Here is a 20,184-nt window from a genome sequence, read left to right as displayed (position 1 = left end):
GCAGTATTCAGGCGGTGGCGATCAGCGCCCCGGTCACCTCGTCGTCGTCGACCTCGTGGAAGTCGTCGTAGTAGGCGCTGACCGCGCCGAAGTCGGCGGGACGCCGGGCGCAGACCACCTCGTCCGCCTCGGCGGTGAGCATCTCGTACGCCTGCTGCGCGCCGACCGGCACGGCGACGACGACCCGGTGGGCACCGAGTCGCCGGGCGACCTGTACGGCGGCGCGGGCGGTCGCACCGGTGGCCAGCCCGTCGTCGACGATCAGGGCGGTGCGTCCGGTCAGGTCCAGTGGTGGGCGACCGGACCGGTAGCGGGCCTCCCGACGGTCGAGTTCGGCCTGCTCACGGCGTTGCACGTCGGCGCTGTCGGTCGGATCGAGTTGGGCGGCGACCTGGTCGTTGAGGACCCGCACGCCACCGGGGCCGAGCGCGCCGAAGGCCACCTCGGGGGCCCAGGGCAGGCCGAGCTTGCGGACCACCAGCACGTCGAGCGGTACGCCGAGCCGGTCGGCGACCACCCTGGCGACCGGCACCCCGCCGCGGACCAGGCCCAGCACGACGACGTCGGGTCGACCGGCCAGCGCGGTGAGTCGTGCGGCGAGTTGGCGACCGGCGTCGTCCCGATCGTGGTAGCTGCTCATGTGCTCAGGTTTACGCCCTGCGGGCGGGGCGTGCCGGGGACTCGGCGGAACCGGGGTCCGGTGGGTGGTCAGGGCGGGTGCCCAGCTCAGCAGGGCGATGGGGTAGAGCAGGTAGCCGAAGCGGGTGGTGGGCATCAGCAGGATGGCGGCGAGCAGGCCGTACCCGCAGATCAGCGTGGTGGTGGCGGCGCTGCGCGGTGGGCGGCGGACGAGCCGGACGGCGATGGCGGCACCGGCGGCGACGAGCAGCGCGGCGGCGACGAGCCGACCACCGGGCAGGGCGGTGGCGATCAGGTGGCCAGGGAAGGGGGACTGGGCGGGGCTGGTGACCTGGCCGTGGCCCAGCGGGAAGCGGAACACGTTCTCCACCAGCGCGTCCCGGTCGACCAGCAGGGCGGGGAGCAGGGCGAGGGCGGGTAGGCCGAGCGCACCGACGGCGACCCGCAGCCCGGCCCGCCGGGTGGTCCCCCAGAAGATCAGGGCCAGCGCGACCGGCCAGGCGAAGAGTTTCAACGCGCCGGCCAGCCCGACCGCCACCCCGGCCCCGCCGGGCCGTCCGGCGGCGGCGAGGGCCAGGGCCAGCAGGCAGAGCGCGAGTACGGGCAGGTCGTCGCCGCCGGTGGCCAGGGTGAGCGCGCAGATCGGCAGGACGGTCGCCGCCTGCACGCCGCGCAGCACCGCCGCCGCCCCGACCCATCCCTCGTCGGCCCGGCCTCCGCCGGGGCTGGCGGTCCGTCGCAGGGCGACCACGGCGAGCACCAGTGCTGCGGCGGTGACCAGCGCGAACCAGACGCGGGAGTCGGTCCACCAGGCGTCGGCGGCGGCCCGGGGCAGCCCGAACAACGCCATCCCCGGCTGGTACGGGGTGTAGCCGAGCAGCCGTTCGTCGGCGGGCAACGCGGCGATGGCGTCCGGCCCGAGGTAGGGGGTGCCGTGCTCGGCGAGCCGGATGCCGGCCTGCTCGACGACCACCACCTCCTCCTGGGCCCGGTCGGTCCGCCCGGCGGCCCGCTGCCCGGCCTGCACGAGCAGCGGGAGCAGGGCGGTGCCGACCCAGGCGAGGCCGGTGACGATCGCGCGGGCGGTGGTGCCGGCCAGCCCGGGGCGGTGGCGTCGCAGCAGGAACTGGGCGGCGACCAGGAGGGTCGCGGCGAGGTAGCCGACGGCGGCGACGCTCCCCCAGCCCCGGTGCGGCGGCAGGGTGGAGGTGGCGGCGGTGACGGCGGCAAAGGCTGCGGAGACGGTGTAGAGGCCGAGGTCGAGGGCGAGTCCGCCGGCTGCGGTGTCGACGGTCCGCCAGCGGCGGGCGGCTCGGTCGGCGACGGTCACGCCGGCAAGTGTGGCAGACCGGTCGCGCGGTTCCGGGCGGGCTGGCGGCGGCCGGGGGTGCTGAGGCGGATGACCGCGCCGGTGTCGTGCAGCGGGGTGGCGAGGGTGCCGGGCCGGCCGCCGGAGCCGCGTTGGAGGGCGGCGAGGAGCGCGCCGGCCGGCAGTGGGCGGGCGAACAGGTGCCCCTGGCCGGCGGCGCAGCCGAGTGACCACAGGGCGCGGCGTTGCGGTTCGCTCTCCACGCCCTCGGCGACGACCGCGAGGTCGAGGCTGCGGCCGAGGTCGAGGGTGGAGCGGATGACGGCCGCCGCCTCCGCGGAACTCTCCATCGCGGTGACGAAGCTGCGGTCGATCTTCAGCTCGTGGACCGGGATGCGGGAGAGCAGGGAGAGGGAGGAGTAACCGGTGCCGAAGTCGTCCAGGGCGAGCCGGATGCCGGAGTCGCGCAGCCGGCTCAGCACCCGGTCGACCACGTCGAGTTGGCTGAGGGTGAGCGTCTCGGTCAGCTCCAGGACCAACCGGTCGGGGGGGAAGTCGTGGGCCTGGAGGCGGGCCAGCACCGCGCTGGGGAATCGGGCGTCGAGCAGGCTGCGGGGGGAGACGTTGACCGAGACCGGGAGGTCGAAGCCGGCCGTCCGCCAGGTGACGGCGGCGACGAGTGCCTGGTCGAGGATGGCCTCGGCGAACGCGGGGAGCATGCCGGAGCGTTCCACCGCCTCGATGAAGCGCAGCGGGTCGATCACCCCGTGCCGGGGGTGGTGCCAGCGGGCGAGGGCCTCGGCCCCGGTCACCTCGCCGGTGCCGAGGTCGACGAGCGGTTGGAAGTTGACGGTGAACTCGTGGTCGGCCACCGCGCGGGGCAGTTCACCGCCGAGGGTGAGCCGGCGCAGGTCGGCGGTGTCCCGGGTCGGGGCGTACGTGGCGATCCGCTGGCCGGCCCGTTTGGCCTGGTACATGGCGACGTCGGCGCGGCGCAGCAGCTCCGGCATGCCGCCGGTGGCGGGGGCCGCCGCGATGCCGCCGCTGGCCTCCACGCTGATCCGCATGCCGTCCACGTCGAGCGGTTCGTGCAGGGCACCGAGCAGGGTCTCGGCCCGGTGGGCGGCGACGGCGGGGGCGGGCAGGTTGCGCATCAGCACGGCGAACTCGTCCCCGCCGAGGCGGGCGACCAGGTCCTCGTCGCGGGCGGCGGCGCGCAGCCGGTCGGCGACCTGCATCAGCACCTGGTCACCGGCGGCGTGGCCGAGGGTGTCGTTGACCTCCTTGAAGTGGTTGAGGTCGATCAGGACGAGGGCGGTCACCCCCTCGGCGTGCCGGGTGCCGAGCTGCTCGGTGCCCCGGTCGAGCAGTTGCCGGCGGTTGGCCAGGCCGGTGAGCGCGTCGTGGCTGGCGGCGTGGGCGTGTTCGGCGGCGACCCGGGCCAGTTCGGCGTACGCCTGGGCGTTGCGGACGGCGGTGCACAGGGCGGAGGCGAAGGTGCGCAGGGTGTACTGCTCGCGTTCGTTGAGGCGTACCGGGCCACGGAACCGGAGTCGGAGCATCCCGACGTCGGCCGTCCGGTCGTGGCCTTCGAGCCGGGCGGGCAGGACGGTGCCCTCGATGTCGCTGGGGGTGCCGGCGGGGCCGTCGTAGGTGATGGTGCCGCTGGCTCCTCGTACGGTGCGGCCGGCGTCGCGCAGCTCGATCTCGACCTCGTCGGCGGAGAAGAGTTCGGCGGCCTGGGTGACGGCGGTGGTGAGGACCTTGTCCAGGTCGACCACGTTGAGCGCGTCGGTGGTGCGGGCGAGGCGCTGCCAGGCCTGCTGCTCGGTGCGGGACTTGACCTGGTTGGAGTAGAGCAGGTGGAGGCTGAGCACCAGGGGCGGCACGGCCAGCAGGAGCCGGGGGTCGGCCTGGAGGATGGCCAGGGTGACGGCGATGAGGACGAACCGGGCCAGCACGCTGGTCAGGCGGAGCCCGAGGTCGTCCCAGAACAGTCTGCGCAGCGCGGTGCCGGTGGCCATCGCGATGACCGGCAGGGTGAGCAGTTCGTCGAGGACGACCGCGACGAGGTAGGCGAGCCCGATCATGCCGATGACGTGTCGGAGGTCGGTGTCCTGTGGTGACCAGCCGAGGGTGTGCAGGGCGATGCCACCGCCGGCCGCCAGCAGCATGCTCTTGGCGATGCCGAAGGCGGTCTTGAGGGGTGAGGGCTTCATGGAGAGCAGGGCGATCGCGACGCCCGTGCCGGTGGTCAGCACGACCAGGGGTGCGGGGGCGACGGCCAGGCCGAGGACGATCGCGGTCTCGCTCCAGGATATTGCGTGGACCGTTGCCCAAATTCGAATTCGCCAGTTGATCCGGACGCCGAGTGCGGCCATGAAAGCCAGGGCGACGGATCTGGTGAGGTCGCCGCCGGTGAGGTCCAGGTGGACCAGTTGGTACAGGGCGACGGCCGCTGCTGCGGTGGCCACCACGCAGACGAGGCCGACGTGCAGCGTCAGCTGCCGCTCGGCCTCCGTCTTGCCTTCGTCCGGTCGTGCCATCGTGTCCTCGACAACCACTCCGTGTCGCTGAGCAGAGGCCAAGGCTACGTGGGGTCACGCCACCACCACAATCGTTCAGAGCCACTCGTGTGCGGACATCGCTTTCGCCTCCCCTGGTCGCCGTGTCCGACCTTCCGGTCGGGATCTGACAGGGGACAGCCTAAGGGCGGTTAGGACGATTTTGGAGGTATAAATGTAACTATGAGCGATAGGTGAGAATTGAGTGCAGGTTGGTGACTTTCCGTTTCCAAGGGGAAACGGAGTGCTGAGTGCTCCTGACCGTTCTCGTTAACGCTAGATAATGGTGCAGCGGCGGGGTTTGCGACATCGGGTGAGGGTCGCTGGTTGGAGCAACTGTGCGGTGACCGGCGGGTGAGTGCGACGGATCACCCGATTGCGGAACGCAGCGTAGTCGTGTGGGCGCGCTGGTGCCAGTGCCGACGAAGTGGCCCGGTGGCGATTCGCGGTCGCGACGCGACGTTGGGTTTCTCGCCCGTGACGACGGGGTGTCCGATCTCTCGTGCGATGACGTTTCCCGCTCTCCCGCCGACCCGAGAACGTATTAGTGGCGACCGATGAAATCGACGGTGAACTATCGATCACGAATCATCCCGTACGGCGTCGACCCGCTTGATCCCCACCGCCCGGGGTGAATGGGACGTACCCCCCGGTCGGACCCGCCCGCTAGGCTCGCGGACGTGACCGATCCCGCGCAGCTCAGCCACGTCGACGCCGCGGGCGCGGCCCGCATGGTCGACGTCTCCGCCAAGCCGGTGTCCGGCCGGGTCGCCGTGGCCGCCGGCCGGCTGCACACCACCGCCGAGGTGGTGGACCTGCTGCGGCGCGACGGGCTGCCCAAGGGTGACGCGCTGGCCGTCGGCCGGCTCGCCGGCATCATGGGCGCCAAACGCACCCCCGACCTGATCCCGCTCTGCCACCCGATCGCCCTGCACGGCGTCGACGTCGACCTGCGCCTCACCGACGACACCGTCGAGATCACCGCCACCGCCCGCACCGCCGACCGGACCGGGGTGGAGATGGAGGCGCTGACCGCGGTCGCCGTCGCCGGGCTGGCCCTGATCGACATGGTCAAGGCGGTCGACCCGGCCGCCACCGTGGACGCCGTCCGGGTGCTGCGCAAGACCGGCGGCAAGACCGGCGAGTGGGTCCGCCCCCAGGACCGGCCGTGATCCGGGCCCGGGTGATCGTGGCGTCCAACCGGGCCGCCGCCGGGGTGTACGCCGACACCAGCGGCCCGCTGCTCGTCACCGGCCTGCGCGAGCTGGGCTGCCAGGTCGACGAACCGGTGGTGGTGCCCGACGGCGAACCGGTCGGCGAGGCACTGCGTGCCGCCCACACCGACGGGATCGACGTCGTGCTGACCAGCGGCGGCACCGGCATCACCCCCACCGACCGGACCCCGGAGGTGACCCGGGCGCTGCTCGACCACGAGATCCCCGGCATCGCCGAGGCGATCCGCGCACACAGCCGGGACCGGGTGCCCACCTCGGCGCTGTCCCGGGGGTTGGCCGGGGTGCTGGGCCGGATGCTGGTGGTCAACCTGCCCGGCTCGCGGGGCGGTGCGAAGGACGGTCTGGCCGTGCTGGGGCCGATCCTCGCCCACGCGGTCGACCAGTTGCGCGGCGGCGACCACTGACCGCACGGCCGCCCCGGCGGCGATAGGCTCGCGGGGGTGAACGCGGAGCCCCGCGTCCCGTCCGAACGGAGGCCCCCGGTGAGCACGGAAACCGCCGCCACCGCGGCCCAGGTCGCCGCGCCGCCGCCGGCCGGATGGGAGGAGGCCCGCTCCCGGGTCTACGCGGTCGGCCTGGCCGCCGCCCTGCCCGCCGTCAACCGGGCGCTGGCCGACGCCGACGGGCACACCCTGGCCGAACCGTTGACCACCCGGACCGACCTGCCGGCCTTCCCCACCTCCAGCGTCGACGGCTGGGCGGTGCGCGGCACCGGCCCGTGGGACGTCGTGGGGCGGGTACTCGCCGGGCACACCCCGGCCGGGTTGACCGCCGACGGCACCACCGTCGAGATCGCCACCGGCGCGATGGTCCCCGCCGGCACGACCGCCATCCTGCGCATCGAGGACTCGGGTCGTACCCCGGACGGGCGGGTGACCGGCACGCCGCGCCCGAACCCGGAGTGGCGGGAGCCGGGCGAGGAGGCGGTGGCCGGTGAGGAGCTGCTGCCGGCCGGCACCCCGGTCGACCCCGCGCTGATCGGGCTGGCCGCCTCCTGCGGGCACGACCAGCTCCGGGTCCGCCGTCAGCCCCGGGCCGCGCTGCTGGTCTTCGGCGACGAACTGCTCACCGCCGGTCCGCCCGGGTCGGGCCGGGTCCGCGACGCGCTCGGTCCCGCCGTGCCGTCCTGGTTGCGCCGCTACGGCTGCCAGGTGCGGCCCTCCGACGTGGTCGGCCCGGTGGCGGACACCCTGCCCGCCCACGTGGCCGCCCTGCGCGGGGCGCTGGCCGTGGCCGACCTGGTCTGCACCACCGGCGGCACCATGCACGGCCCGGTCGACCACCTGCACCCCACGTTGGAGGCGCTCGGCGCCGACCACGTGGTCAACACCGTCGCCGTCCGGCCCGGCTTCCCGATGCTGCTGGCCCGGCTGGTCGACGACGACGGACGGGTCCGTTTCGTGGCCGGGTTGCCCGGCAATCCGCAGTCCGCGATCGTCGCCCTGGTGTCGCTGGTCGCGCCGCTGCTCGCCGGGCTCCAGGGCCGGGTGCTGCCGGCACTGCCGTACGCCACCCTCGCCGGGCCGGTGCCCGGCCGGGGCGACTACACCCACCTGGCCCTGGTCCGGCTGGACCGGGCCGCCGGCACCGCCCACCCGGTCCGGCACGTCGGCTCGGCGATGCTGCGGGGGCTGGCCGGCGCGGACGGGTTCGCGGTGATCCGGCCGGGCACCTCCGGCGAGGTCGGGGCCCGGGTGCCCGTCGTACCGCTGCCGTTGCTGCCCGGGGAGCGCACGTGGTGACGGCCGACCCCACCACGGCCCTGCTCGCGGTCACCGACCAGCCGCTGGACCTGGCCGCGCACGAGGCGGCGGTCGCCGACCGCCGGGCCGGCGCGGTCGTCTCCTTCCAGGGCGTGGTCCGCGACCACGACCACGGCCGACCGGTCACCCTGCTGGAATACGAGGGCCACCCGAGCGCCGTCGAGACGCTGCGCGCGGTGGCCGCCGAGATCGCCGCCGACCCCGACGTCTACGCGGTGGCCGTGTCGCACCGCATCGGTCGGCTCGACATCGGGGACGTGGCGCTGGTGGCGGCGGTCAGCACGGCACACCGGGCGGCGGCCTTCGCGGCCTGCGCCCGGCTGGTCGACGAGGTGAAGGCGCGGCTGCCGATCTGGAAACGGCAGGTCTTCGCCGACGGCACCGAGGAGTGGGTCAACTGCCCCTGACCGTGGCGTCGTGCCCCACCGGGCCGGCCGGGGTCGGCCGACCGTGGTGGCGCGGGCCGGGCGGGGTCAGCGGCGACCGGCCGTGGTGACACGGGCCGACCGGTCGGGATAGAAGGCGGGCTCGGCACCGGGCCGCCACGGCAGGGCGGCGACCAGCACGATCAGCGCCAACGCGAGCGAGTTCTCCATGAGCGCGCCGAACAGGCCGTTCTGGTAGTGGGACACCTCGGGCAGCTTGTGCTCGTACGGCCAGATCGGCGAGATCACGAAGAGCAGGTACAACCCGAGCGCCGCGACCCCGTGCCGCAACCCGGTCAGCGTCGGGTACCAGATCGGCGGGCGCAGCCCACTCACCCCGGGTGGCCCGCCGAACGACTGCGGGCCGGTACGCACCGACAGCCCCCGACTCGCCTCACGGCGGCGTACGGCGGCGTCGGCGAGCACGACGACCGCCGGGATGACCCAGACCAGGTGGTGCGACCAGGAGATCGGGCTGATCACGTTGGCGGTCAGCCCGACCAGGGTGAACGCGGTCAGCTCGTCGCCGTCGGCGCGGGCGTTGGCGGCCCGGGACAACCCGACGGCCAGGATCAGCACCGAGAACGCCAACCAGAGCAGACCGGGCGTCTCGATCGAGTCGTAGAGCCGGGCCAGCAGGCCGGCCAGCGACTGGTTGGGCGTCATGTCGGCGGCCCCGACCCGCTCGGTCTGCCACAGCACCCCGCCGAAGTAGGCCCGCGACTCGGTGCCGACCAGCGCGAAGCTGCCCAGGGTGACGCCGATGATGGTGCCGACGGCGGTGGCGGCGACCCGCCACTGCCGGGTGACCAGCAGGTAGACGATGAACAGCGCCGGGGTGAGCTTGACGGCGGTGGCCAGGCCGATGCCCATGCCCGCCCAGGACCCGCTGTAGAGCAGCCGCAGGAACGGGCCGTCGGTGCCGCGTCCGTGGGTGCCCCGCCGGGAACGCCAGCGTAGACCCACCAGGTCCGCCATGATCAACGCGAAAAGGAGCAGGTTGACCTGCCCGTACCCCAGGGTCTCCCGGACCGGTTCGAGGGCGGTGGCCATCGGGGTGGCGATGGCCACGGAGTACCAGAGCGGCCAGCCGAGCCGGTCGACGATCGGGCGCAGCAGCGCGGCGAGGATCACCGCCAGCGCGGCGATGCTGCCGGCCGCGTTGATCCAGCCGGCCGCCTCGATCGGCAGCATCGCCATCGGCAGCATGGCCAGCGCGGCGAAGGGCGGGTAGGTGAAACCCAGCGTGGTGGTGGGCGCGATGAACTCGTACAACTCGTGCCCGCTCGCCCACCACACCACCGCGCCGTGGTAGATCTTCATGTCGAAGAAGTTGTACGGCCGCCCGAAAGCACCGATGGCGAGCCATGCGGCATAGGCGACGGCGGCCACGATGCCGACCCGTACGACTGTCCTACGATCGATCCCACGCGTTGCGCGACGGACTGGGGCGAGGCGGTCCGCCCGTCTACCGACGGTCGTCGGCATGGCGTGGCCACCCCCATACCAAGGTCGTCCTACCCGTCCAGGTCCGGTAGGGAGCCTAGAACGGCGCCTCACGTTGCTGCCTCCCGCGTTATCCGACCGTGTCCGATCCCACACCAGTTTTTGACATTTCCACCGCGTTAACGGGTGTCGGGTGGTTCAGGTAATTCGCGGCCTTACGGGGGGTGGTGGCCGAATCGATGCAGGTCAGCCGGGAAGCCGGCGGGCGGCGGCGGCCGACCGGACGGCGATCCGGGCCTCCCGCCGGGCGGTGCGCACCGCGCGACCGACCGACCGTCGAGAGTGGCCGATGCGGTGACCGGCCCGCCAGCGTAGGCCCGGCTTGCCCTCGGTGTCGGCTGCGGCGAGCAGCAGACCACCGAAGAGCCCGAGGTTCTTCAGGAAGTGCACCTGGTTGTTGTTCCGCGTCGTCGGATCGTCGTTGTCCCAGAACGGGTGACCGGCGGCGGTGGTGGGCACCAGCGTGCCGGCCAGGACCAGTGCGGCCGGCCGGGTGAACTTCCCGGTGGCCAGCATCAGGCCGGCGGCGAGCTGCACGGCGGCGTTGGCGCGGATCAGCGTCTCGGGGTCCGTGGGGAGCTGCGGCGCGGCCCGCTGGATCAGCGGAGCGACCCGGTCGGTGACCGGCCGGGCAGCCGGCACGAGCCGCTGGGGGTTTTGGAAGTTGCGGGCGCCGCTGACCACGAAGATGCCGCTCAACATGACACGGGCGAGGGAGCGCACGGGTTTCATTGCTCAGTCATACCCCGTTTGGACCCCTGCTATCCGGGCAACGGCCGATCCGGAGCGCTCTGCGTGCCGTCGCCCGAAGCGGGTCGCGCCGCTGTTCCGGGCCGTACCGCACCGATGACACGCCACGCCGAACCGGGCGACCGTCGCTGATGGACCTGCCACGACCGGTAACGTCGCGCCGGTGACGACCCTGCGGTTGCGTCCTGAGGGCCCGGCCGACGCCGGCCCGATCCGTCGGGTGCTGGCTGCCGCCTTCGCCCGCCCCGACCGCACCACCCCCGGTGAGGTCGCGCTCGTCGACGAGCTGCGCGGCAGTGCGGCGTGGCTGCCGGAGCTGGCGATGGTCGCCGAGTACGGCGGCGAGGTGGTCGGGTACGCGCTGCTCACCCGGGTCCGGGTCGAGGCCGACCGGGAACGCGCCCCGGCGCTGGTGCTCGGGCCGGTGGCGGTGGCCCCGCACCGGCAACGGGTCGGGCACGGCACGGCGGTGGTGCAGGCCGCGCTGGAGGCCGCCACCGAGCTGGGCGAGCGGCTGGTGGTGGTCCTCGGCGACCCGGCGTACTACCGGCGGTTCGGCTTCACCCGGGCCGACCGGATGGGGCTGGTCAGCCCCTGGTCGGGGCTGGGAGAGCCGTGGCAGGCGCTGGTGCTGCCGCCGGAGACCAGCGACGCGCCACCACCCCCGCGCGGCGAGGTGGTCTTCCCACCCCCCTGGTCCCGGGTCTGACCCCCGACCCCCGTGGCCGGTGCCGGCCGTCCGGCGGGTCCGGTCGCCCCGTGGCCGGTGCCGATCAGGTCGGCTGGGTACGCAGGTAGCGGCCGAAGTGCGGGACGGTGAAGGCGACCGTGCCGCGTTCCCCCGAATAGATCAGACCCTTCTTGATCAGCGCGTCCCTGGCCGGGGAGAGACTCGCCGGCTTGCGCCCCAGCGCACGGGCGATCTCGGCGGTCGGCACGGCGGCGTCCATGTCGTCCCGACCACCGCCGTCGGCCTCGCCCGCCACCTGGGACAGGGTCGCCATCGCCCGCATGTACTCGCGCTCGGCAGGGGTGGCCCGCTCGAACCGGGAACCGAAGAAACCGACCGCCAGCTCCGCCTCCGCCTCCGGGGCGGCGACCCGGACGTCCGCGTCGGTGATCGGGGAACGGGGCGCATGGTCCCAGGTCGCCTTCCCGTACGCCTGGACGAAGTACGGGTAGCCGCCGGACGACTCGTAGAGCAGGTCGAGGGCCTTCTGCTCGTACTCCACCTGTTCCCGCCCGGCCGGCGCGCACAGTGCCTGGTCGGCGGCGATCCGGTCCAGCCGGTCGATCCGCAGGTAACGGAAGAGCCGCTCCGAGTACGACTTGGCGGCGCTGAGCACCGCCGGCAGGTGCGGCAGGCCCGCGCCGACCACGATCAAGGGTGCGCCGAGCTGGGACAACTCGTGGCAGGCCGCACAGAGCGCCGACACGTCCTCCGCACCGAGATCCTGCATCTCGTCGATGAAGACGGCGATACCGGTGCCCACGTCCCCGGCGACCGCCGCCGCGTCGGTGAGCAACTCCACCAGGTCGATCTCGATGTCCCCGGAGTCGGCCCGGCCGCTGCTGGCCGGCACGTCGATGCCGGGCTGCCACCGGTCACGCAGCCGGGGGGCCGCACCGGCCCGCCCGGTGGTCGGTGCGCTGCGCTGCGCAAACGCCTTGAGTACGCCGAGGAAGGCGTCGATCCGCTCCGGTGCCCGGTGCCGGGGGGCGAGTTCGCGGACCGCCATGTGCAGCGCGGCGGCGATCGGTCGACGCAGCGACTGCTCCGGTCGGGCCTCGATCTTGCCGGTGCCCCAGAGCTGGTTGATCGCCTGGGAGCGCAGGGTGTTGAGCAGGACGGTCTTGCCGACGCCGCGCAGGCCGGTGAGCATCAGGCTGCGCTCGGGGCGTCCCCGGGCGATCCGTTCCAGCACCACGTCGAAGACGTCCAGCTCCCGCCCCCGCCCGGCGAGCTCGGGCGGGCGCTGACCGGCGCCCGGGGCGTACGGGTTGCGGACCGGATCCACGCATCGCACAGTATCGGGCGGTCTAGCCTGCGGACTAGAGATGCGTAGACGGGGCTACCGGCGTGTCGCCCACCGGGCCCGGGCAGGTCCCGTGGTGGAGGCGACGGGGGTGCCGGCGACCCTCTCGACACGAATATGGGGCTGTCTAGCGTTGATGCTAGACAGCCCCATATTTCCCTGTTCAGCTGCGTTTGCGCAGGCAGAGCACGTAGTCGAAGAGGTCCACCGAGTTGTCGTGCACATAGTTGGCGTTCGACTCCGGGGCCAGCGACTTACACCGGTCCCCGTTGGTGGACGCTGGAATCCGCAGCAGCACCTCGTAGGTGTTCGGACCGCACGGCACCTTGCGCAGGTCGGCGTCACTGGCCGTACCGTCGTTGACCACGCAGTCGCCCCGGACGATCTGCTCCGCCCGGGTCGGCGTCGGGGTCGGCTCGTCCGTGGTCGGTTCGACGGTCGGCTCCGTCGGTGCGTTCCCGGTCGGCCCGTTCTCCGTCGGCGAGGCGGACGCGACCGCCCTCGGAGCCGGATCGTCGCCGTCCCGCGACGCCAGGAGGAACCAGCCGCCCCCCACGAGGCACGGGCACAGCAGCAGGACCACCACCAGCCCGATGATGAGCGCGATCCGACCGCCCCGGCCCTTTGCCGGCGGTGCCGCCGGAGGTGGGAAACCCTGCCCCGGATATCCCGGTGGCGTGGGCTGCCCCGGGAAGCCGGACGGCGGTGCGGCTGCCCCTGGGAAGCCGGATGACGGTGCGGCTGCGCCCGGGAAGCCGGACGATGGTGCGGCTGCCCCTGGGAAGCCGGACGATGGTGCGGCTGCCCCTGGGAAGCCGGACGATGGTGCGGCTGCCCCTGGGAAGCCGGACGATGGTGCGGCTGCGCCAGGGAAGCCGGATGACGGTGCGGCCGGCCCCGGGTAGCTGGGTGCCGGGGGCGGTGGGGACTGGGCCGGGTAGCTGGCCGGTGGTGGTGATGCCGGTGCGCTGAACGCGCCGGCCGCCGGTGCGGCGGTCGGCCCGGCGGGCGGGAAGGGCCCCGGCGGCGGGTAGCCGGCCCCCGAGGACGGCACCGGCGTGCCGGTCGGCGGGAGATAGGTGTCCGGCGGAGGATAACCCGCCCCCGAGGACGGAGGTGGGTAGCCCGCTCCGGAAGACGGCGTCGGGTAGTCAGCCCCCGCTGCCGGCATCTGGGAGGTCGGCGAGTACCCGCCCGCTGCCGGCATCTGGGAGGTCGGCGAGTACCCGCCGCCCGCTGCGGGCATTGGCGTGGTGGCCGGCTGCCCGGCTCCCGACACCGGCAGCCGGGTGGTCGGCGGCTCAGGTGGCGTGGAGATCGGGGCGGTCGGGGGTTCGGCGGCGAAGGGTGCCGTCGGGGGTTCCGGCGTGGTGGCCGTGATCGGTGTGGTCGGCGGTTCGGCGGCGAAGGGTGCCGTCGGCGGTTCGGGCGTGGTGGCCGAGATCGGTGCGGTCGGTGGTTCGGGCGTGGTGGCCGAGATCGGTGCCGTCGGCGGCTCCGGCGGGGACGCGGCCATTGGTGCGGTGGGCGGCTCTTCCGCACTCGGAACGGGTGCCGTGGCCGGCTCGCCCGCCTCCCGTGACACCGGCACGGTCGGTGGCTCGACGTCCTCCCGGCGGATCGGTGCGGTCGGTGGCTCGACGTCTTCCGGGCGGATCGGCGCGGTCGGCGACTCGTCCGGGCCGGCATCGGGTCCGGTCGGCCCGGTGGAGAGCGGGGCGGTCGGTTGGTCGTCCGCGTCACCCCGCAGGGGTGCGGTCACCGGTTCCTCGGTAGCGCCCGGGGCAGGCGCGGAGATCGGCGCGGTCGGCGTCTCGTCAGCCGGATGCGGGGCAGCCGGCGAGTTGACGGCGGTCACCGGTTCCTCGGCGGCGTGTGGAACTGCCGGGGAGATCGGTGCCGTCGGCTGCTCGTCCTGGTTGCGGGTGAGGGGTGCCGTCGGCTGCTCGTCCGATCCGCCCGGGATCGGTGCCGTCGGTGGTTCCGTCTCCGACGGAATTCCCACGGTGGGTGGCTCCGGCTCGGCGCGGACGATGGGCTTCGTCGCTGGTTCGGGGTCGGGGTGCGCGAGGGGCGCGGTGGGTGGCTCCGGGTCGCTGTTCGAGGGACGTTGTTCCTCGTCGGGGCGGCCGGAGTCGGGTGGGCCGAAGGTTGACAATCTCTCCCCCAGGGGTGGGCTCAGCGCTGCTTCAGGCAGAGGACGAAGTCGAGGGTGTCCAGCTCGCTGTCGAAGAAGTACCAGTTGGTGTAGCCCTCCACCTTGCCGCACTTCGCCTCGGCGTCCCTTTCACCACTGGTCGCCCCGTCGAAACGACGTAAGACCTCGTATGTTCTCGGGGCGCACTCGGTGATCAGCAGCTTGGGCTTGCCGCCGGCCGGACCCTCGTTGCGGACGCACTGCCCCGCCTTGACGAAGCGCGGGTCGGCCGAGGCGGCGGGTGCGGGGGTGGCGGTGGTCGACCCTCCCGGTTCGGCAGTGGCCGCGTCCGGCACCGCCGGTGCCGTCGGCAGCGCCGCACCGGTGTTCGTCGGCTCGTCGTCGCTCAGCAGGTACCACAGGGTGCCACCGCTGACGGTCAGCACGGCGAGCACAACCAGCACCGCGATCAGCGGACCCCGGCCGCGCCCCGATCCGGGGTTGCCCGGGTAGGCCACCGGTCCGCCCGCCGGAAACTGCCCCGCCGGCCCGTACGGCTCCGACTGGAACTGGTCGTACGCCGGATGGTGGGGCTGCTGTCCACCCGTCGGCTGGGTCGGCACGGTCGCGGGGTGGGGCTGGTCCGGGGCGGGCTGGCCCCAACGGTCGTCCGGGCGTCGCCCACCCCACGGGTCCGGGGAACCGCCCGGTGGTCCGTAGTTCGCCATGCCCGTCCTCCCGCGTGCCGAGATGCCGGTCGTCCGGAAGGACGCCACCGACGTGGTCACCGTAGCGTGGTCCCGCGATGACCTCACCTTCCTCGGCCGCGACACCCGCCCGACCAGCGCTGATCTGGACCGCACTCATCCTGGTCTACGTGCTGTGGGGTTCCACCTACCTCGGTATCCGGGTCGTGGTGGAGTCGATGCCGCCGCTCGGTTCTGCTGCCGCCCGCTTCGGTGGTGCCGCGTTGGTGCTGGCGGTGGTCCTGCGGCTGCGGCGGGGCGCGGGTGCGTTGCGGGTCGACCGGCGGCAACTCGGCTCGGCCGCGCTGGTCGGGGTGCTGCTGCTGGCCGGCGGCAACGGCCTGGTGGTGCTCGCCGAGTCCGGCCCGGCCGGCGTGGCGGTGCCGTCGGGCATCGCCGCGCTGTTGGTGGCCACCGTCCCGCTGCTGGTGGTGCTGCTGCGTACGGTCACCGGGGACCGCCCGCCGGGGTGGACGTTCGCCGGGGTGACGGTGGGCTTTCTCGGGCTGGTGCTGCTGGTGCTCCCCCGGGGCGGGACGGGGACGGTGCCGCTGGTCGGTGCGTTGACAGTGGTCGCGGCGGCCACCTGCTGGTCGGTGGGGTCGTTCCTGTCCAACCGGTTGCGGATGCCCGCTGACCCGTTCGTCGCCACCGTCTACGAGATGGTCGCCGGGGCGGTGGCGCTCGTCGTGCTGTCCGTGACCCGGGGTGAACTGCGCGGGTTCTCCCCGGCGCAGGTGACGACCCGTTCCTGGTTCGCCCTGGCGTACCTGCTGGTGGCCGGGTCGTTGGTCGCCTTCACCGCGTACGTCTGGTTGCTGGCCCATGCGCCCATCTCGCTGGTCTCCACCTACGCCTACGTGAACCCGGTGGTGGCGGTGGCGCTCGGCGCGTTGCTGGTGGCCGAGCCGATCACCGGTCAGGTGCTGCTCGGCGGTGCGGTGATCGTGGCCGGCGTGGCGCTGGTGGTGACCACCGAGCGGGCCCGCCGGCCGGCCGGTGACGGGGCAGCCGCCGTACCGTCCCGGCGGTAACGTCGAGGGCCGTGCCCGTCGGCCCGGTGACCGTAGCCGCGATGCTCGGCGTCCTGTCCGGCCTCGCCGCACCCCGGATCGCCCGCTCCTTCCCACCCCACACCCCGCCGGCCGTGGCCTCGGCTCCGGCGCCGGTGGGGATCGCGGTGGTGGGGGCGGTGGTGTTCGGTGGGTTGGCCGCCGCACGGTGGCCGGAGCCGGCACTGCCGGCGTTCCTGCTGGTCGCGGCCGTGGGTCTGGTGCTGGCGGTGGCGGACCTGACCAGCCTCCGCCTGCCCGACCCGCTGGTCGGCGCGGCCGCGCTCGGCGGCGGCACCGCGTTGACCGTCGCGGCCGTCGTCGCCGGCACGCCCGGTCGTCTGGCGCTCGCGCTCGCCGGGGCCGCCCTCTCCTTTCTCCTGTACGTCGTGCTGGCGCTGCTGCCCCGCTCCCGGCTCGGCTTCGGTGACGTGAAGCTGGCGGCGGTGCTCGGGCTGCCGCTGGCCTGGCTGGGCTGGCCCACCCTCTGGCTCGGCCTGCTCCTGCCGCACCTGCTCCAGGGGCTGCTGGTGCTGGCACTGCTGGCCACCCGCCGGGTACGCCGGGACACCGCCCTGCCGTTCGGCCCGGCCCTGCTCAGCGGTGCCTGGTTGGCCGTCCTCCTTGCCTGACCGGCCCGTCGGGCGGGCCGGGGAGGGCGGGCAGCAACGTCACGCATCAAGCGGTATCAGCGCGGGCGGATACCGCTGCGGCGACCCCGTAGGTCGGTCGACGGACAGTCAGATCAGGCGGAGCTGCCGGTCCTTGGGTCGGCGTGGCTCGGCCTCGCCGAACCGTTCGAACAGCCCCGGGTCGACGACGTCCAGGAACGGCGACGGTCGGCAGTCGCGTTCGGTGCCGTGGCGCACCCGGCGGGCGGCGTGGCTGACGTAGAGCCGGTCCTGGGCGCGGGTCAACCCGACGAAGAACAGCCGACGTTCCTCGGCGATCGCGTCGTCGTCCGGTGCCGAGCCGGGCCAGCGCAACGGCAGCAGACCGTCCTCCACGCCGACCAGGAAGACCACCGGGAACTCCAGCCCCTTCGCGGCGTGCAGGGTGAGCAGGGTGACGGCTTCGGCGCGCGGGTCCAGCGCGTCCACCTCGGCTCCGGTGGCGAGCTGGGAGAGGAAGAGTTCCAGGTCGTCGCCGCAGCGTCGGGCCAGCGGGGTGAGCAGGTCGACGGCGGTCCGGACGTCCTCGGGGCGGACGGTGCCGGCGGCGTCCAGGGTGGGGGCGGCGAACCGTTCGGCGAGCACCTGACCGGCGAGCCGGACCCGGGCGGGCAGCCCACCGGCGAGACCGTCGGCGTGCCGCAGTTCCCGGGCGATCGCGAGGACACCGGGCCGGTCCCGGAGCCGGTCGTGGGACCGCTTCTGCACCGGGATGTTGGCCCTGGCCAGCGCGTCCACGATCGGGGCGGCCTGCGCGTCGGTGCGGTAGAGCACCGCGATGTCGGAGAAGGACAGGGTGGTGGACCGGCCGTCGATGCGCCCCGAGTCCAACGACCGGTGGGAGAGGCCGCCGACCAGGTCGTCGACGGTGCGTGCCACGAAATCGGCCTCGTCGGCGACGGACGCCGCCGGGTAGCGGCCGACCAGCGGGGCCTCCGGGTCGAGCCGGGCCGGGTCGAGCCGGCGGCCCCGGACCAGCGACGACGGGGCGATGGCCTGGACGGCGGCGGCGAGGATCGGCGCGGACGAGCGGTAGTTGCGGTTGAGCCGGACCAGCCGGGCGTCGGTGAAGTCCTCGGAGAACCGCAGGAAGTAGCCGACGTCGGCACCCCGGAACGAGTAGATCGCCTGGTCCGGGTCGCCGATCGCGCAGATGTTGCCGTCGGCGGGGCTGAGCAGGCGCAGCAGGTCGTACTGGACGGGGTCGACGTCCTGGTACTCGTCGACGAAGATCCACCGCCAGCGTTCCCGGTAGTCCCGGACCAGTTTCTTGTCGCCCTTGAGCAGTGCGACCGGCAGGGTCAGCAACTCGTCCAGGTCGACCAGGTCCTGCTTGCGCAGCAACGCCGTGTAACGGGCCGGGTCGTCGCCAGCCTCCGCCCGCGCCGCCGACCGCTCGGCGTCGTCGGCGATCCGGAACCCCTCCGGCAGGCCGGCCGCGGCGGCGTTGTCCCGCAGGATGGCCAGCCCGAGCGAGTGGAAGGTGCCGACGGTGACGTCCTCGGCGACCGGGCCGAGCAGCCCGTCGAGCCGGTGCCGCAGCTCCTCGGCGGCCCGCCGGGTGAACGTGATCGCCAGGCATTGTTCGGGGAAGACGTTCAGCTCGGCGCAGAGGTAGGCGATCCGGTGGGTCAGCGTGCGGGTCTTGCCGGTGCCCGGCCCGGCCACGATCAGCAGCGGGCCACCGGGCGCGGAGGCGGCCACCCGCTGCATCGCGTCCAACCGGTCGAGCAGGCCGGTGCCGACCTCCTCCATCCCGGCGAGCATCGGCTCGAACGGCTCGTGCGGCGACGGTGTCGAGGCGATCGGTGGCGGCGGGGTCGGCGCGGGCTTCGGCTTCGGCTCGGCCTTCGCCGCCGTCGGCCGCTTGGCCTTCGGTTTCGCCGCCGGCTCCGTCGGCCTGCGCTGCGCCGGCACCGGTACGTCGAACAGCGTCTCCTGCCCCGAGCCGGCGGCCCCGCCCAACTCGGCCGGGTCGAAGAGGGTGATCACGCCGTACTCGCCGTCGTAGCCGGGGACCCGGCGCACGTCGCCCCGGCGCAACCGGCCGATGCCCTCGGCGAGCAACTCCCCGCCGACCCGGCCGATCTCGTCGACCGGGGTACGGGTGAGGATCTCCAACTCCGGGCCGAGCGCGGCGACCAGCTCGTTGAGCTTCCCCTCGACCTTCTTGGACCGGGGCCCCACCTTGTTGAGCTCACCGAGGATCTCGGCCAGCGGCACCAGGTGGGTCACCTCGCGGGCGTGCTCGGGGCGGTGCCCGTCCGGCCGGTCGGCCAGCTCCTCGATCCGGCTGAGCACCCCCACGGTCAGCGGCTTGCCGCACTCCGGGCAGCGCCCGCCGGCCGCCCGGGTCCGCTCCGGCGACCAGTTGACGCCGCAGAGCCGGTGCCCGTCGGCGTGGTACTTGCCCTCCTCGGGGAAGAACTCGATCGTCCCGGCCAGCCCGTCACCGGTCCGCAGCGCGTCCCGGATGGCGAAGTAGTCACGGGCCGACGAGAAGACGGTGGCCTCCCGGGCCAGGGCCGGCGGGGAGTGCGCGTCGGAGTTGGAGACCAGCCGGTAACGGTCCAGGCTGCCGACCCGCCAGTTCATCGCCGGGTCGGAGGAGAGCCCGGTCTCCACCGCGAAGACGTGCTCGGCCAGGTCGGCGTAGCAGTCGGCGATCGCGTCGAAGCCGGACTTCGAGCCGAGCGCCGAGAACCACGGCGTCCAGATGTGCGCCGGCACCAGGTAGCCGTCTTCACTGGCGTCGAGGGTGATCTCCAGCAGGTCCCGGGAGTCCAGGCCGAGGATCGGCCGGCCGTCCGAGCCGAGGTTGCCGATCCGGCCCAGCGCCGTGTTGAACCGGGCCACCGCGTCCAGGTCGGGCAGGTAGATCAGGTGGTGCACCTTGCGGGTCCGGTCGTCCCGCTTGTAGATGGTGGAGATCTCCACGCTCAGCATGAACCGGACCGGGTCGGCCTCCGCCGCGTCGGCCAGCCGGGGTGGCAGCCGCCGGGCGATGTCCGCCTCGGCGTCCGGGCCGAGCCGGTACAGGCCGGGCTCGGCCGGTTGCAGGGTTTCCCGCAGGTGGTCGTACCAGGCGGGGTGGGTGAAGTCGCCGGTGCCGAGCACCCCGATGCCCTTGCGTCGGGCCCACCAACCGAGGTTGGGCAGGGTGAGATCGCGGCTGCACGCGCGGGAGTACTTCGAGTGGATGTGCAGGTCCGCGACGAACGGCGGGACGCCACCAGGGGGAGCGGCGCTGAACGGAGGCACGCCGCATCCTGTCACGGCCGGTCCACTACCCGCCTGCCGCCACGCGTACGCGTGAGGAGGGCAATCCGGTGCTGGACTACTGCGGCCGGA

15 protein-coding genes and 1 pseudogene are annotated in these 20,184 nt (G+C 73.7%); 7 read left to right on the top strand and 9 right to left on the bottom strand.

The annotated features are described in order from the left end of the window. Positions 1-7 precede the first annotated feature (7 nt). The 3 genes and pseudogenes from JQN83_RS01150 to JQN83_RS01140 form a co-directional block, all read right to left on the bottom strand. The gene (locus tag JQN83_RS01150; protein WP_208565794.1) at positions 8-640 is read right to left on the bottom strand and encodes a phosphoribosyltransferase; all 633 of its coding nucleotides are present in this window, start codon (positions 638-640) and stop codon (positions 8-10) included. Between the two features lie 69 nt (positions 641-709). After that, positions 710-1,969: pseudogene (locus tag JQN83_RS01145) on the bottom strand (glycosyltransferase 87 family protein); the annotation flags it as partial. After that, complete coding sequence (locus tag JQN83_RS01140) at positions 1,966-4,494, bottom strand: putative bifunctional diguanylate cyclase/phosphodiesterase (protein WP_208565141.1); 2,529 nt, start codon at positions 4,492-4,494, stop codon at positions 1,966-1,968. The pseudogene JQN83_RS01145 and the gene JQN83_RS01140, both read right to left, overlap by 4 nt. A gap of 698 nt (positions 4,495-5,192) precedes the next feature. On the opposite strand from JQN83_RS01140, the gene moaC reads away from it, so the two are divergent. The 4 genes from moaC to JQN83_RS01120 all read left to right on the top strand — a co-directional run bounded on the left by moaC (position 5,193) and on the right by JQN83_RS01120 (position 7,917). Next, a complete protein-coding gene (gene moaC / locus JQN83_RS01135) occupies positions 5,193-5,684 on the top strand; it encodes a cyclic pyranopterin monophosphate synthase MoaC (protein ID WP_208565140.1) in 492 nt (163 codons plus the stop codon). Continuing rightward, positions 5,681-6,151, top strand: coding sequence for a MogA/MoaB family molybdenum cofactor biosynthesis protein (locus tag JQN83_RS01130; RefSeq protein WP_208565139.1), 471 nt, complete (start codon positions 5,681-5,683; stop codon positions 6,149-6,151). Before moaC ends, JQN83_RS01130 begins: the two co-directional genes overlap by 4 nt. A 78-nt stretch (positions 6,152-6,229) precedes the next feature. Next, positions 6,230-7,489 carry a molybdopterin molybdotransferase MoeA gene (locus JQN83_RS01125; protein ID WP_208565138.1) on the top strand — a complete coding sequence of 420 codons (1,260 nt, stop codon included), beginning with the start codon at positions 6,230-6,232 and terminating at the stop codon, positions 7,487-7,489. Next, positions 7,486-7,917: a molybdenum cofactor biosynthesis protein MoaE gene (locus tag JQN83_RS01120; RefSeq protein WP_208565793.1), complete on the top strand. Its 432-nt coding sequence runs from the start codon at positions 7,486-7,488 to the stop codon at positions 7,915-7,917. The genes JQN83_RS01125 and JQN83_RS01120 overlap by 4 nt, the downstream gene beginning before the upstream one ends. 66 nt (positions 7,918-7,983) lie before the next feature. Here JQN83_RS01120 and JQN83_RS01115 read toward each other — a convergent pair whose 3' ends face one another. Both JQN83_RS01115 and JQN83_RS01110 read right to left on the bottom strand, forming a co-directional pair. Further along, positions 7,984-9,423, bottom strand: coding sequence for a glycosyltransferase 87 family protein (locus JQN83_RS01115; protein ID WP_208565137.1), 1,440 nt, complete (start codon positions 9,421-9,423; stop codon positions 7,984-7,986). A 204-nt stretch (positions 9,424-9,627) separates the two neighbouring features. Continuing rightward, positions 9,628-10,173, bottom strand: a complete 546-nt coding sequence (locus tag JQN83_RS01110) for a DoxX family protein (protein WP_208565136.1) — start codon at positions 10,171-10,173, stop codon at positions 9,628-9,630. 181 nt (positions 10,174-10,354) lie between these two features. Between JQN83_RS01110 and JQN83_RS01105 the strand changes: the two genes are divergently transcribed. Then, positions 10,355-10,900, top strand: coding sequence for a GNAT family N-acetyltransferase (locus JQN83_RS01105; protein ID WP_208565135.1), 546 nt, complete (start codon positions 10,355-10,357; stop codon positions 10,898-10,900). Positions 10,901-10,964: 64 nt separating this feature from the next. Here the strand turns inward: JQN83_RS01105 and JQN83_RS01100 are convergent, their stop codons facing one another. From JQN83_RS01100 to JQN83_RS01090, 3 genes are all read right to left on the bottom strand, one after another. Beyond that, positions 10,965-12,209 carry an ATP-binding protein gene (locus JQN83_RS01100; protein WP_208565134.1) on the bottom strand — a complete coding sequence of 415 codons (1,245 nt, stop codon included), beginning with the start codon at positions 12,207-12,209 and terminating at the stop codon, positions 10,965-10,967. Positions 12,210-12,390: 181 nt separating this feature from the next. Then, on the bottom strand, positions 12,391-12,813 hold the full coding sequence (locus JQN83_RS01095) for an LppU/SCO3897 family protein (RefSeq protein WP_307798943.1): 423 nt from the start codon (positions 12,811-12,813) through the stop codon (positions 12,391-12,393). 1,592 nt (positions 12,814-14,405) lie between these two features. Further along, on the bottom strand, positions 14,406-14,882 hold the full coding sequence (locus JQN83_RS01090; protein ID WP_307799009.1) for an LppU/SCO3897 family protein: 477 nt from the start codon (positions 14,880-14,882) through the stop codon (positions 14,406-14,408). Positions 14,883-15,169: 287 nt separating this feature from the next. On the opposite strand from JQN83_RS01090, the gene JQN83_RS01085 reads away from it, so the two are divergent. After that, positions 15,170-16,144: an EamA family transporter gene (locus JQN83_RS01085; RefSeq protein ID WP_208565132.1), complete on the top strand. Its 975-nt coding sequence runs from the start codon at positions 15,170-15,172 to the stop codon at positions 16,142-16,144. A 41-nt stretch (positions 16,145-16,185) separates the two neighbouring features. Then, positions 16,186-16,794, top strand: coding sequence for a prepilin peptidase (locus JQN83_RS01080; RefSeq protein WP_208565131.1), 609 nt, complete (start codon positions 16,186-16,188; stop codon positions 16,792-16,794). A gap of 108 nt (positions 16,795-16,902) precedes the next feature. Here JQN83_RS01080 and JQN83_RS01075 read toward each other — a convergent pair whose 3' ends face one another. Next, entirely contained in the window at positions 16,903-20,094 is a 3,192-nt protein-coding gene (locus JQN83_RS01075) for a UvrD-helicase domain-containing protein (protein WP_208565130.1), read from the bottom strand. Positions 20,095-20,184: the final 90 nt, after the last annotated feature.

Origin of the sequence: Micromonospora antibiotica (assembly GCF_017599305.1) — a bacterium.
GTDB lineage: Bacteria > Actinomycetota > Actinomycetes > Mycobacteriales > Micromonosporaceae > Micromonospora > Micromonospora antibiotica.
This window is presented reverse-complemented; position numbering and strand designations above follow the sequence as displayed.

Coding starts and splice junctions, on each gene's coding strand:
- JQN83_RS01150 (WP_208565794.1), bottom strand. CDS start 640: ATGAGCAGCTACCACGATCGGGACGACGCCGGTCGCCAACTCGCCGCA.
- JQN83_RS01140 (WP_208565141.1), bottom strand. CDS start 4,494: ATGGCACGACCGGACGAAGGCAAGACGGAGGCCGAGCGGCAGCTGACG.
- JQN83_RS01115 (WP_208565137.1), bottom strand. CDS start 9,423: ATGCCGACGACCGTCGGTAGACGGGCGGACCGCCTCGCCCCAGTCCGT.
- JQN83_RS01110 (WP_208565136.1), bottom strand. CDS start 10,173: ATGAAACCCGTGCGCTCCCTCGCCCGTGTCATGTTGAGCGGCATCTTC.
- JQN83_RS01085 (WP_208565132.1), top strand. CDS start 15,170: ATGACCTCACCTTCCTCGGCCGCGACACCCGCCCGACCAGCGCTGATC.
- JQN83_RS01080 (WP_208565131.1), top strand. CDS start 16,186: ATGCTCGGCGTCCTGTCCGGCCTCGCCGCACCCCGGATCGCCCGCTCC.